Annotated in this window: 12 protein-coding genes; 7 read left to right on the top strand and 5 right to left on the bottom strand. The window is 73.5% G+C overall.

The window, feature by feature from the left end:
* Window positions 1–165: 165 nt before the first annotated feature.
* The gene (locus tag ACFE60_RS13650; protein WP_375389410.1) at window positions 166–933 is read right to left on the bottom strand and encodes a glucose 1-dehydrogenase; all 768 of its coding nucleotides are present in this window, start codon (window positions 931–933) and stop codon (window positions 166–168) included.
* A 98-nt stretch (window positions 934–1,031) separates the two neighbouring features.
* Here ACFE60_RS13650 and ACFE60_RS13645 point away from each other — a divergent pair, with 98 nt between their 5' ends.
* The 6 genes from ACFE60_RS13645 (at window position 1,032) to ACFE60_RS13620 (ending at window position 6,587) form a co-directional block, all read left to right on the top strand.
* The gene (locus ACFE60_RS13645; protein ID WP_375389409.1) at window positions 1,032–2,237 is read left to right on the top strand and encodes a pyridoxal phosphate-dependent aminotransferase; all 1,206 of its coding nucleotides are present in this window, start codon (window positions 1,032–1,034) and stop codon (window positions 2,235–2,237) included.
* Between the two features lie 134 nt (window positions 2,238–2,371).
* Window positions 2,372–3,013 (top strand): Pr6Pr family membrane protein, encoded by a 642-nt coding sequence (locus ACFE60_RS13640; RefSeq protein WP_375389408.1) that lies wholly within the window; start codon window positions 2,372–2,374, stop codon window positions 3,011–3,013.
* Between the two features lie 94 nt (window positions 3,014–3,107).
* Window positions 3,108–3,965: an ABC transporter ATP-binding protein gene (locus ACFE60_RS13635; RefSeq protein WP_375389407.1), complete on the top strand. Its 858-nt coding sequence runs from the start codon at window positions 3,108–3,110 to the stop codon at window positions 3,963–3,965.
* Window positions 3,962–4,828 (top strand): ABC transporter permease, encoded by an 867-nt coding sequence (locus ACFE60_RS13630; protein WP_375389406.1) that lies wholly within the window; start codon window positions 3,962–3,964, stop codon window positions 4,826–4,828. Before ACFE60_RS13635 ends, ACFE60_RS13630 begins: the two co-directional genes overlap by 4 nt.
* Entirely contained in the window at window positions 4,825–5,964 is a 1,140-nt protein-coding gene (locus ACFE60_RS13625; RefSeq protein WP_375389405.1) for a sensor histidine kinase, read from the top strand. Before ACFE60_RS13630 ends, ACFE60_RS13625 begins: the two co-directional genes overlap by 4 nt.
* Window positions 5,961–6,587 (top strand): response regulator, encoded by a 627-nt coding sequence (locus tag ACFE60_RS13620; protein WP_375389404.1) that lies wholly within the window; start codon window positions 5,961–5,963, stop codon window positions 6,585–6,587. The genes ACFE60_RS13625 and ACFE60_RS13620 overlap by 4 nt, the downstream gene beginning before the upstream one ends.
* A 6-nt stretch (window positions 6,588–6,593) precedes the next feature.
* On the opposite strand, the gene ACFE60_RS13615 is transcribed toward ACFE60_RS13620, so the two are convergent.
* From ACFE60_RS13615 to ACFE60_RS13600, 4 genes are all read right to left on the bottom strand, one after another.
* Window positions 6,594–7,853 carry a polysaccharide pyruvyl transferase family protein gene (locus tag ACFE60_RS13615; RefSeq protein WP_375389403.1) on the bottom strand — a complete coding sequence of 420 codons (1,260 nt, stop codon included), beginning with the start codon at window positions 7,851–7,853 and terminating at the stop codon, window positions 6,594–6,596.
* A gap of 127 nt (window positions 7,854–7,980) precedes the next feature.
* The gene (locus ACFE60_RS13610; RefSeq protein ID WP_375389402.1) at window positions 7,981–9,195 is read right to left on the bottom strand and encodes a UDP-N-acetylmuramate dehydrogenase; all 1,215 of its coding nucleotides are present in this window, start codon (window positions 9,193–9,195) and stop codon (window positions 7,981–7,983) included.
* A 15-nt stretch (window positions 9,196–9,210) separates the two neighbouring features.
* Window positions 9,211–9,654: a MaoC/PaaZ C-terminal domain-containing protein gene (locus tag ACFE60_RS13605; protein WP_375389401.1), complete on the bottom strand. Its 444-nt coding sequence runs from the start codon at window positions 9,652–9,654 to the stop codon at window positions 9,211–9,213.
* Window positions 9,651–10,097 (bottom strand): MaoC family dehydratase N-terminal domain-containing protein, encoded by a 447-nt coding sequence (locus ACFE60_RS13600; protein ID WP_375389400.1) that lies wholly within the window; start codon window positions 10,095–10,097, stop codon window positions 9,651–9,653. The genes ACFE60_RS13605 and ACFE60_RS13600 overlap by 4 nt, the downstream gene beginning before the upstream one ends.
* Window positions 10,098–10,165: 68 nt before the next feature.
* On the opposite strand from ACFE60_RS13600, the gene ACFE60_RS13595 reads away from it, so the two are divergent.
* Complete coding sequence (locus tag ACFE60_RS13595) at window positions 10,166–11,038, top strand: aldo/keto reductase (RefSeq protein ID WP_375389399.1); 873 nt, start codon at window positions 10,166–10,168, stop codon at window positions 11,036–11,038.
* The last annotated feature ends 691 nt before the right edge of the window (window positions 11,039–11,729 follow it).

Below are 11,729 nucleotides of genomic sequence, written 5' to 3'. Positions count from 1 at the left end.
GGGCGGACAGGACTCGAACCTGCAACCTGCGGTTTTGGAGACCGCTGCTCTACCACTTGAGCCACCGCCCTGGACCGCTCGAGCGGACGCGCGCTCACGCGCATCTCCGTAACGGGCGCCGTCAGTGTAGCAGCGGCCCTCGGGGTCGCCGGGGGTCCGCCGTCCTCAGAGGCCCACGCTGCCCTGCATGATCCCGCCGTCGACGACGACGGTCGTGGCGGTCATGTAGGACGCCTTGCCGGAGGCGAGGAACACCGCGACGTCGGCGATGTCGGCCGCCTCGGCCAGCCGGTGCAGCGGGATGGCGTCCTCCAGCCGGCCCAGCAGGTCCTTGTCGGAGGTGGTCGAGGCGTTGATGGGCGTGTCGACCGCCCCGGGCGCGATGCCCACCATCCGGATGCCGTGCTGCCCCAGCTCGACCCCCGCGGTCCGGGTGAGCATGCGCATGCCGCCCTTCGAGACGCAGTAGGCGATGTTGCCGGGCATCGGCCAGTCCTCGTGCACCGACGAGATGTTGAGGACGAGCCCGCCGTCGCCCTGCTCGATGAACCGCTTCGCCGCGGCCTGGGCGGCGAAGAACGCGCTGCGCATGTTGACGGACATGACGCGGTCGTAGTCCGCCTCCGTCGTCTCGAGCAGCGACTGCCGCGTCTCCATGCCGGCGTTGTTCACCAGCACGTCGAGGCGGCCGAACGAGTCGACGGCGGTCTGCATCATCCGATGCAGGTCGGCGGCCCTCGTGATGTCCGCCTCCACGCCGACGGCCTTCCCGCCCGCCTGCTCGACCTCGGCGATCAGGCGGGTCGTCGCGTCCTCGTGGGCGACGTAGTCGACGACGACCTGCGCCCCCTCCGCCGCCATCGCCAGCACGATCGCCTTGCCGATCCCGGAGTTCCCTCCGGTCACCACCACAGACTTGCCCTCGAGCAGCATCCGCCGCCTCCTTCGTCCCGTTGGATGGTGATCCGCGTCGGCTGGGCGCCGCCGGGGAGCCCGCCCCTGCTGCAGGCGCCTCGGTAGGCTGGGCCACCGTGCCGAGCACCGCCGCATCCCCCCTCTCGCCGCGCATCGCCGCCATCGCCGAGTCCGCCACGCTCAAGGTCGACGCGAAGGCGAAGGCGCTGAAGGCGGCGGGTCGCCCCGTCGTCAGCTACGCGGCGGGCGAGCCGGACTTCGACAGCCCGCAGCACGTCGTCGAGGCCGCGGAGGCCGCGGCCCGCGACCCCCGGAACCACCACTACACGCCGGCGGCCGGCCTGCCCGAGCTGCGGGAGGCGATCGCCGCGAAGACCCTGCGGGACAGCGGGCTCGAGGTGACGGCCGCCCAGGTGATCGTCACGAACGGCGGCAAGCACGCCGTGTTCCAGACGGTGCAGACGCTGGTCGGCGAGGGCGACGAGGTGATCATCCCCGGGCCGTACTGGGTGACCTACCCCGAGGTCGTGAAGCTGGCCGGCGGCGTGCCCGTCGAGGTGTTCGCCGGCGCCGACCAGGAGTACAAGGTCACAGTCGAGCAGCTGGAGGCGGCCCTCACCCCGCGCACGAAGCTGCTCGTCTTCGTGTCGCCCTCGAACCCGACCGGCGCCGTCTACACGCCGGAGGAGACGACGGCGATCGGCGAGTGGGCGCTCGAGCACGGCATCTGGGTGATGACCGACGAGATCTACCAGAACCTCGTCTACGACGGCGTGAAGGCCGTGTCGATCGTGGAGGCGGTGCCGGCGCTCGCCGGGCAGACCGTGCTGGTGAACGGGGTCGCGAAGACCTACGCCATGACCGGCTGGCGCGTCGGCTGGATGGTCGGTCCGGCCGCCGTCATCAAGGGCGCGAACGACCTGCAGTCGCACCTCTCCTCCAACGTGAACAACGTCGCGCAGCGCGCGGCGATCGCCGCGCTCACCGGCCCCGCGGAGCCGATCGAGGCCATGCGGCAGGCGTTCGACCGGCGCCGCAGGGCGATCGTGTCGGGCCTGAACGCGATCCCCGGGTTCCGGACGCCGACGCCGCAGGGCGCCTTCTACGTGTACCCGGACGTGACCGCGCTGCTCGGCAGGGAGTGGGGCGGCACGACGCCGACCTCGACCCTCGAGCTGGCCGACCTGCTGCTGGAGCGGCTCGAGGTCGCGGTCGTGCCCGGTGAGGCGTTCGGCCCCTCCGGATACCTGCGCCTCAGCTACGCGCTGGGCGACGACCAGCTGGCCGAGGGCGTCGCGCGCCTGGCGGACTTCTTCGCCTGACGTCCGCGGATCCGGATCCTTCTCGCGGATCCGGATGGATGCGACGACACCCCAGTGCATCGCTCCGAGACACGGCGTGTCGCGGAATCCATCCGGATCCGCGAAGGGGGCGCCGCGGGAATATCGTCGGCGGCATGGACCGGAGGACCGTGCTCGCGCTCGCGCGCCTCCTGCTGGCAGCGCTCACGGCCGCCGCCGTGGTCGCGACGCTCGTCGCGGTGTCCCCCGTGAGCCCCTGGAACTTCTTCGGCTACTTCACCGTGCAGTCGAACGTGATCGGCGCCGTCGTCGCGGCGATCGGCGCCGTCCGGCTGGTGCGCGGGTCGCCGATCACGCCCGCGTGGGTGCTGGTCCGCTGGTGCGCGGCGACCTACCTGATCGTGGTCGGGCTGGTGTTCTGGATCCTGCTCGCCCCCCTCGGCGCGGCGGGCGGCATCCCGCTGCCGTGGGCCAACCTCGTGCTGCACGCCGTGACCCCGGTCGCGGCGCTGGTCGACCTGCTGCTCGCTCCGGACCGCGCGCCGCCCGCGCTGCGCTCCCTGCCCGTCGTGCTCGGGTACCCGCTGGTCTGGACCGCCGTGGTGCTGGTGCGCGGCGCGACCGACGGCTGGGTGCCCTACCCCTTCCTCGATCCGGCGCAGGGGTACGGCGTCGTGGCCGGGTACGTCGCGCTGGTCGCCGGTGTCATCACCGGCGTCGCCGCACTGGCGCGGCTCCCCCTCCTCCGGCCGGCCCTGCGACGGGGACCGGCACGATCCCTCCAGCCGGGCGGCTGACGAGGCCGAGGTCGCTGCATCCACCGACCGGTGGAGGGCCGGGTGAGCCGGACGGACGCTGCCGCCGGCACGACCGCGGCGTCACCATGGACCCATGACGAGCAGCGAGCCCGTGGTGAGCGTCACCGGGCTGACGAAGCGGTACGGCGACCACGTCGCCCTGGACGGCGTGACCTTCGAGATCGAGCGCGGCGAGACCTTCGCCCTGCTCGGCCCGAACGGCGCGGGCAAGTCGACCACGATCGAGATCCTGGAGGGGTACCGCCGGCGGTCGGGCGGCACCGCCCGAGTGCTCGGCGTCGACCCCGGCACCGCGGGGGTCGACTGGAAGGCGCGGCTCGGCATCGTGCTGCAGGGCGGCGCGGAGCCGGGCACCGCCAAGGTCCGCGAGCAGCTGGCGCACTTCGCCTCCTTCTTCCCCCGCCCCCGCGACGTCGACGAGACGCTGGCCTCGGTCGGCCTGACGGAGGCGGCGCAGTCGCGCGTGCGGGCGCTCTCCGGCGGCCAGCGGCGCCGGCTCGACGTGGCGCTCGGCATCATCGGGCGCCCCGAGGTGCTGTTCCTCGACGAGCCGACGACCGGGTTCGACCCCGAGGCCAGACGCCAGTTCTGGGGATTGATCCGCGAGCTGAAGGCGGCGGGCACCACGATCCTGCTCACCACCCACTACCTCGACGAGGCCGCGGCGCTGTCCGACCGCGCCGCGGTCATCGCCGGCGGCCACCTGGTGGACCTGGCGCCGATCGACGAGATCGGGCCGGCCGACGCGCGGATCCCGCTGGTCAGCTGGCGCGACGCAGACGGCCTGCACGAGGTCCGCACCACCGAGCCGGCGACCCTCGTCGCCCGGCTCGTCGCCGCCGAGGACGGCGAGCCCCGCGACGTCGAGATCCGGCGCCCCAGCCTGGAGGACGTCTACCTCCGGCTCATCGGAGAGGATGTGGCCGCATGACCACCACCACGACCACGGCGACCGCCCCGGCGCTGCCCGCCGGCGGCCCGATCCGCGTGCTGCGCCTCGGCGCCGGCCGGGTGCGGTGGGAGGTGCGGCAGTACTTCCGCGAGCGGGACACCCTGTTCTTCACGTTCCTGTTCCCGACCGTGATCTTCCTGATCTTCGCCGCGGCGTTCAGCGCCCAGGGGAAGGTCGGCGTGCTGCCGGACGGCACGGGCGGCATCACCGTCGCCGCCTACTACCTGCCCGGCCTCGTCGCCGCCGGCATCGTGCTGTCCGGGGTGCAGAACCTCGGCATCGCGATCGCGCAGGAGCGCAGCGACGGCACGCTGAAGCGGCTGGGCGGGTCCCCCCTCCCAGTCGTCAGCTACTTCGTCGGCAAGGCGGGGATGGTCCTGGTCACGGCGCTGATCCAGCTGGTCCTGCTGCTCGCCGTCGCCCGGGTGCTGTTCGACGTGGCGCTGCCCGGCACGGCGGCGCAGTGGGGTCGCTTCGCGTGGATCTTCCTGCTGTCGGTCCTGATGGCGACCGTGCTCGGCATCGCCGTGTCCGGCATCCCCCGCAGCGGCCGGTCGGCGAGCGCCGTGATCGTGCCGATCCTGCTCGTGCTGCAGTTCATCTCCGGCGTCTACTTCCGGTTCACGGACCTGCCGGAGTGGCTGCAGAACGTCGCCGGGTTCTTCCCCGTGAAGTGGGTGGCGCAGGGGATGCGGTCGGTGTTCCTGCCGGACCGGTTCGCGGCCGCCGAGCAGACCGGCACCTGGGACCTCGGCACGATGGCGCTGGTCATCGGCGTGTGGACGCTCGCGGGTCTCGCGGTCTCCGCGCGGACGTTCCGGTGGGTCCGGAGGGACGGGTGACCTCCTCCCCCGCCGGCGACCGCCGCGCCGAGCCGCCCAGCCCGTGGCTCGACGCGGCGGTCGTCGCGGTGTCCGCGGTCGTGCTGCTCGGCATCGCGTCGTTCGGCACCCGCCCGCCCGCGCTGGCGGTCGTCGCCGCCGCGCTCGCGGTGTTCGCGGCGGTGTGGTTCGCGGCGGGGCGCCGACTGCTCGGGGGCGGACGGGGCTGGCCGGCGGTCGTCGCCGTGCTCGCGGTCGTCTGCGCGGTCGGCTGCGCCACGGTGCCGGCGTTCGCGACGTTCCAGATCGTCGCCTACCCCATCGCCTGGCTGCTGAGCAGCGGGTTCCGCTCCGCGGTCGTCGCGAACCTCGCGGTCGCGACGGCGGTGGCCATCGGGTACGCCCAGCGCGCACCCCTGGCCGAGGCGATCGGGATCACCGCGATCTCGTTCGCGTTCAGCCTGGCCATGGGGGTGTGGGTCAGCCGCATCGAGCGCCGCTCGGAGTCGCGGCAGGCGCTGATCGACGACCTGACGGCCGCGCAGGCGCAGCTGGCCGCGCTGCACCACGACGCCGGCGTGGTCGCCGAGCGCGAGCGCCTCACGCGAGAGCTGCACGACACGCTCACGCAGAGCCTCACCGGCATCACCATGCTCGCCGAGCGCGCGCGTGCCCGGCACCCGGACGACCCTGCGCTCGGGGTGCTCGAGGACGCGGCGCGGCAGGCGATGTCGGAGGCGCGGGGGCTCGTCACCGGAGGCGCGCCCGTCCCGCTCGACGGCGGTCTCGCCACCGCGCTCGACGCCCTGGCGGCGCGCTTCCGTCGGGAGACGGGGCTCGAGGTCACCGCGGAGGTGCGGGCGGACGTGCCGCGCGACCTCGAGGTCGTGCTGCTGCGCTGCGCCCAGGAGGGGCTGGCGAACGTGCGCAAGCACGCCTCCGCCGCCTCCGTCGCCCTGCGCGTGTCGACGGAGGCGGGACGCGCGGTACTCACCGTCGAGGACGACGGGCTCGGCCCCTCCGGCGGCGACGGGTTCGGCATCGCCGGCATGCGCGACCGGCTCGCCCTGGTCGCCGGCGACGTGTCGCTCGCCCCCGGCCGCGGCGGCGGCGCGCTGCTGACCGTGCGGGTGCCGGTCCCGGTGGTCGCTGCATGATCCGCGTGCTCGTGGCCGACGACCACCCGATCGTGCGGGCGGGCGTCGTCGCGCTGCTCGAGAGCGCGGAGGGCATGGAGGTGGTCGCCGCGGTCGCGGACGGCGCCGCCGCGCTCGCGGAGAGCCGCCGGCTGCAGCCGGACGTGGTGCTGATGGACCTGCGCATGCCGGGGATGGACGGGGTGGCGGCGACCGCGGCGATCGTCGCGGCGTCGCCGGCGACCCGCGTCGTCGTGCTGACCACCTACGAGACGGACGACGCGATCCTCGACGCGATCACGGCCGGAGCCCGCGGCTACCTGCTGAAGGCGGCGCCGGAGCAGGAGATCCTCGCCGGCGTGCGCTCGGTCGCGGCGGGCGCGACGGTGCTCGCGCCCGGGATCGCTGCGGCGCTCGCCCGCGGCGTGCAGCGGGACCGGACGGCGCCGCGGCTGTCGCCGCGGGAGCTGGAGGTGCTCGCCCTCGTGGCGGAGGGCGAGAGCAACCCCGGCATCGCCGCGCGGCTGCACCTCTCCGAGGCGACGGTGAAGACCCACCTGCTGCACGTGTTCGAGAAGCTGGGGGTGAACGACCGGACGCGCGCCGTCACCCTCGCCATGCGGCTGGGGCTGCTGCCCTCCTGACGCCCGTCAGGCCGCGGCGGCGATGCGGCTGCGCCCGCGGCGCAGCACCGGCACGATCGCGCCCCGCAGCCGCGAGGTGAGGCTCGGCGGGACCGGCCGAGCGCCGACGTCGCCGGGCCACTCGATCGCCGCCATGCGCTCGTCGAACCGCTCCGGGGCCTCGCCCGGCTGGTAGACGTGCCGCAGGCCGTGCTCGCCGAGGAACGAGGCGAAGACGTCGAACCGCTCCGCGTGCCGCGCGTTGAACGCGGTGAAGTCCGCCTCCGCGTACAGCTCCGCCGCGTCCGTGGTGGGCCCGACCTGCTTCATCGTGCGGTGCGGGATGTCGTAGTAGCGCACCAGCTCGAGCGTGCGGGAGTCGTGGGCGAGCACCGTGGCCGGGGTGCCCGCGAGCAGGGCGGCGATGTTGCCGTGGATCCGGGTGCCGAAGCTGTAGTCGAAGCCGCCGAGGTAGCGCATCCACGGCTCGGGGTCCACGAAGAAGCTCGTCCGGTGGTCGCGCACGAGCGGGTGCCCGTGGTGCGTCGGCAGCACGGACTGGTCGGTGCGGTGCGTCGCGGCCTTGTGCTCCTTGTCGAGCAGCATGCCGAGCGCGTCGCGGTGCTGCGCCGCGTAGCGGAGGTTCGGGTAGCGCTCCGTGTGCCGCTCGACGATCGGGCCGAGCCCGGGCACGTACGGCGACAGGTTCATGCTGATGCGGGAGGAGCGGGTCAGCGCGGGCACGCGCTTCTCGATCCGCAGGCCCGGGCCGTGGAGGAAGATCGAGGGGCAGCCGATCAGGTCGACCTCGCGGAACCCGAGGCCCTGCAGGTAGGTGTGCGTGAACTCGCCGCGCACGCCGATCGACGGCGACTTGTCGAGCACCGCGCGCACGAAGCGCACCACGTGGTCCTTGACCGAGTCGAGGCGGTCCACGCGGCCGTCGAGCTTCAGCTGCGCGCCGACGCCCAGCACCGTGACGGGGACGGTGAGGTTCTCGATCGTCTCGGACATCCGGTCGAGGGTCTCGACGTAGCTGTGGCGGAACGCGTTCGCGAGCGGGATGACGACGTGGTCGACCTCGCCGTTGATGCGGTCGGCCTCCGCCTTGCCGCCCTTGAGGGTGCCGACGGCGACCTCGGTGCCCTCCGTCTGCAGCAGCTTGTAGCTGGCGCTCGAGAAGAGGAGGTTGCCGACGTTGTCGCCGATCATGTTCCGGCGGAACACCCGAGCGGGAGACGCGACCTCGAACGGATCCTTGTGCGCACGGAGCAGGATGCGGGACATTCGGCACTCCTCGACCTCCCCCGAACGCGGGGGATCTGACTTGGACCTGAACGGTAACCCGAGGGTCGCGGCCGCCCCGGGCGCGACACGCAGCCGTTCGCGGCGGTTCACCGACCGCGCGGCGGCGTCAGAGCACGGCGCCGATCAGGTCCGGCTCGGGCTGCAGCACGACCCCGAACTCGCCCTGCACGAGGTGCTGCACGTAGCGGGCGAGCTCCAGCACCTGCGCCGCGGTCGCTGAGCCGCCGTTCACGATCGCGAGGGTGTGCTTCCGGGAGATGTGCGCGTCCGAGCCGGGGAGGCGGAAGCCCCGCTGCACGCCCGCGTGCTCGATCAGCCACGCGGCGGACAGCTTCACCTGCGGCTCCCCGTGCCGGGAGGGTCGCGGCGGCACCGCGGCCCCGAGCGGTACGACCACGTCCGGCTCGTCCGCGGACGTCGGCCAGCGCGGGGCCTCCCGCGGCAGGGTGCGGGCGAACCGCTCGGACACGATCGGGTTCGTGAAGAAGGAGCCGACGCTCACCGACTCGGGGTCGGCGTCGTCCAGCACCATGCCCTTCGACCGGCGCAGCTGCAGCACCGTGTCGCGCAGGGCGGCGATGGGCACCCTGGTGCCCAGCGGGACGCCGAGCGCGTCGGCGAGCTGGGCGTACGCCACCGGCGCGCTGCGCGGCACGTCCGGGCCGACCGCGGCGTGCAGCAGCAGGTCGACGGACAGCACGACGCCCTCGAGGCCGTGCTTGAACACGCTGGTGCGGTAGCCGAGCTGCAGCTCCGACGCCGGCATGCGGCGCACGGTGCCGGTCCGCCGGTCGAGGAAGTCGACCGCGGCGAGTGTGGCCGCGAGCTCCTGGCCGTAGGCGCCGATGTTCTGGATCGGCGCGGCGCCGGTCGAGCCTGGCACGCCGGACAGGGCCTCGATGCCGGTCCAGCCCCGGGCCACCGCCTCCGCGCACAGCGCGTCCCACGGCTCCCCCGCCTGCACGCGGATGCGCACCGCCTCCCGCTGCACCGCCGGGCGCAGCGACCGCTCGAGGGACCGGAGGCGGTCGGCGTCGTTCGCCGGGACGCCGGGACGGATCGCGACCGCGACCGGCACGCGCTCGACGCCGCGGGTCGCCACCACCAGGGCCGTGCCGTCGAACCCGTCGTCGCCGATCACGACGTTCGAGCCGCCGCCCAGCACGAGCAGCGGCTCGTCGTCCGCCCAGGCGCCGGTCGCCGTGCGTACGACCTCGTCGACCGTCCGCGCGACGACGACGCGGGTCGCCCGCCCGCCGACCTTCAGCGTCGTGAAGGCCGCGAGCGGCAGGTCGTCCTCGGCCGACGCCGGCGTGCTCATCGTTCCGGCCCGCGCCTACCGGGCACGGGGATCGCCGGCCGGGCGCGGGTGCAGCGCGACGCGCACCTGCGCGCGCCCGAGCACGGTCTGGCCGGCGACCTTCGCGACGAGGTCGATGCGCGCCTCCCCCGCCTCCTCGTCGAGCAGGCCGACCTTCGCCTCCACCTCGAGCAGCACCTCGCCCTCGAGCGGCACCGGGACGGGGCGGGTGAACCGCACGCCGTACTCCAGCACGCGGTCGCCGCCGAACCGCGCCACGACCGGCTGCACGGCGAGCCCCATGGTGAGCATGCCGTGCGCGAGCACACCGGGCAGCCCGACGGCCGTCGCGACGTCGTCGCGGTAGTGGATCGGGTTGAAGTCGCCGGAGGCGCCGGCGTAGCGGACCAGGTCGTCGCGATCGATCGGGAGGACGCCGGAGGCGACCACGTCGCCGACCGCGAGGGTCTCGTCGGTCATGCGTCGCCCCGGATCACGATCGTGGAGATCGCGGTCACGACGTGCTCGCCGTCCGCGTCGCGCACCGCGGACTCGGAGGTCACCATCGCGTTGCCGCCGAGCGTCTTGACCGCGCTGACGGTCATGGTCGCCGTCAGCAGGTCGCCTGCCACGATCGGGCGGCTGAAGCGGAACCGCTGGTCGCCGTGGACGACCCGGGAGAAGTCGACGCCGGCGGTGTCGTCGGCGAGCAGCTGCGCCAGCGTGAGGTCCTGCAGCACGACCGCGAAGGTGGGCGGAGCGACGACGTCCGGGTAGCCGGCAGCGGCCGCCGCCGCCGGGTCGAGGCTCAGCGGATCGGTCGAGCCGACCGCCCGGGCGAACTCGCGGACCTTCTCCCGCCCCACCAGGTAGGGCGGCGTGTCGGGGTACACCCGGCCCTCGAGGTCGGGCGCGACGGTCATCCCTGCATCCTATTGAGCGACCCCGTCCGCCCAGCCGTCGTTCGAGCGCGGTCACGGAGACTCGGAGGATGGCTTCGCACCTCCTCCCCTCCCGCCTGATCGGCTCCCGCACCGTCTCCGCGATCGGCCTCGGCGGGATGCCGCTGTCGATCGAGGGCCGCCCCGACGACGCGCGCGCGATCGCGACCGTGCACGCGGCCCTCGACGCCGGCGTCACGCTGATCGACACGGCCGACTCCTACCACCTGCTCGCCGGCGAGACCGGGCACAACGAGCGGCTGATCGCGGAGGCGCTGCGCACCTACGAGGGCGACGCGAGCGGCGTGCTCGTCGCGACGAAGGGCGGCCACCTGCGCCCGGGCGACGGGTCGTGGACGCAGGACGGCTCCGCGAAGCACCTGATCGAGGCGGCGGAGGCGTCGCGCCTCGCGCTCGACGTCGAGTCGATCGACCTGTACCAGTTCCACCGGCCCGACCCGGAGGTGTCGTTCGCCGAGTCGGTCGGCGCCCTGAACCACCTGCTCGACGACGGCGTGATCCGGATGGCCGGCCTCTCCAACGTGGACGTCGAGCAGATCGAGCAGGCGATGGAGATCACGGGCGGGCGAATCGTGTCGGTGCAGAACCGGTTCTCGCCCTCGTTCCGGTCGTCGCTCGGCGAGCTGCGCGCCTGCGCGGACCTCGGGATCGCGTTCCTGCCGTACAGCCCGCTGGGCGGCATCGCGGACGCGGGCGGGCTCGGCGGCAGCAACCCGGTGTTCCAGGAGGTCGCCGACGAGCACGGGGTCTCCGCGCAGCAGATCGCGCTGGCGTGGGAGCTGTCGCTCGCACCGGTCGTGATCCCGATCCCCGGCGCCTCCCGCCCCGAGACGATCCGCGACTCCGCGGCCGCCGCGACGCTCGAGCTGACGGAGGAGCAGCTGGCGCGCCTCTCCGCGTGAGTCCCTGGCGGACGCTCGCTGCGGAGCGGCTGCTCGGGCCCAGCACCTGAGCAGGCCGCACGGCCTTCAGCAGGCTGGACGAGGCCCTGTCAGCCTGCCGAAGCGCTCAGAGCCTGCTGAAGCGCCTCCTGAGCGCCTCCCGCGACGGCGAAGGGCCCCTGCGATCGGGAGTCGCAGGGGCCCTTCGTGACCGTGGTCAGCGATCGAGGATCGACCGAGTCACTGGCAGCTGTCGCACTGCAGCAGATCCATCGGGTCGACCGGAATCGCGTAGCCGTCGATGCTCTCCGTGTCGAAGTTCACGACTGCTCCTTCCGCTCGCTGCCGTCGACCTTCCCCAGTCGGCGGCGGGTGTGCACTGTTCCGGCTCATGAGCCCCCCACCTTGCAGCGGGTACAACCACCATATACCGGGGCGTGTTCCGAATCGAGCCCCAACATGTTGTGTTTCCTGAGCCTGTGGCGTGTCGCCCGGAACGGCGCGGGAAGTCGGGGGCGGGACCGGCGTGTCGCGGCGCTTCGCACCCTTCGGCCACCGCAGGGAGGGGCACGGACACAGGCCGTCACGACGGGGAGGCGGGCGGAGGCGGGATGCTAGAGTCGCTCCCGCTTCCGGCCCGGAGACGGGCCGGCATGCGCCCCGATAGCTCAGTGGTAGAGCATCTCCATGGTAAGGAGAAGGTCAAGAGTTC

The sequence above is a fragment of the uncultured Amnibacterium sp. genome, assembly GCF_964245895.1.
Taxonomy (GTDB): domain Bacteria; phylum Actinomycetota; class Actinomycetes; order Actinomycetales; family Microbacteriaceae; genus Amnibacterium.
This window is presented reverse-complemented; position numbering and strand designations above follow the sequence as displayed.

Bases quoted from the DNA above. Each gene is read 5' to 3' on its own strand.
- ACFE60_RS13640 (WP_375389408.1), top strand. From the start codon at position 2,372: ATGGACCGGAGGACCGTGCTCGCGCTCGCGCGCCTCCTGCTGGCAGCG.
- ACFE60_RS13630 (WP_375389406.1), top strand. From the start codon at position 3,962: ATGACCACCACCACGACCACGGCGACCGCCCCGGCGCTGCCCGCCGGC.
- ACFE60_RS13635 (WP_375389407.1), top strand. From the start codon at position 3,108: ATGACGAGCAGCGAGCCCGTGGTGAGCGTCACCGGGCTGACGAAGCGG.
- ACFE60_RS13605 (WP_375389401.1), bottom strand. From the start codon at position 9,654: ATGACCGACGAGACCCTCGCGGTCGGCGACGTGGTCGCCTCCGGCGTC.
- ACFE60_RS13610 (WP_375389402.1), bottom strand. From the start codon at position 9,195: ATGAGCACGCCGGCGTCGGCCGAGGACGACCTGCCGCTCGCGGCCTTC.
- ACFE60_RS13650 (WP_375389410.1), bottom strand. From the start codon at position 933: ATGCTGCTCGAGGGCAAGTCTGTGGTGGTGACCGGAGGGAACTCCGGG.
- ACFE60_RS13620 (WP_375389404.1), top strand. From the start codon at position 5,961: ATGATCCGCGTGCTCGTGGCCGACGACCACCCGATCGTGCGGGCGGGC.
- ACFE60_RS13600 (WP_375389400.1), bottom strand. From the start codon at position 10,097: ATGACCGTCGCGCCCGACCTCGAGGGCCGGGTGTACCCCGACACGCCG.
- ACFE60_RS13595 (WP_375389399.1), top strand. From the start codon at position 10,166: ATGGCTTCGCACCTCCTCCCCTCCCGCCTGATCGGCTCCCGCACCGTC.
- ACFE60_RS13615 (WP_375389403.1), bottom strand. From the start codon at position 7,853: ATGTCCCGCATCCTGCTCCGTGCGCACAAGGATCCGTTCGAGGTCGCG.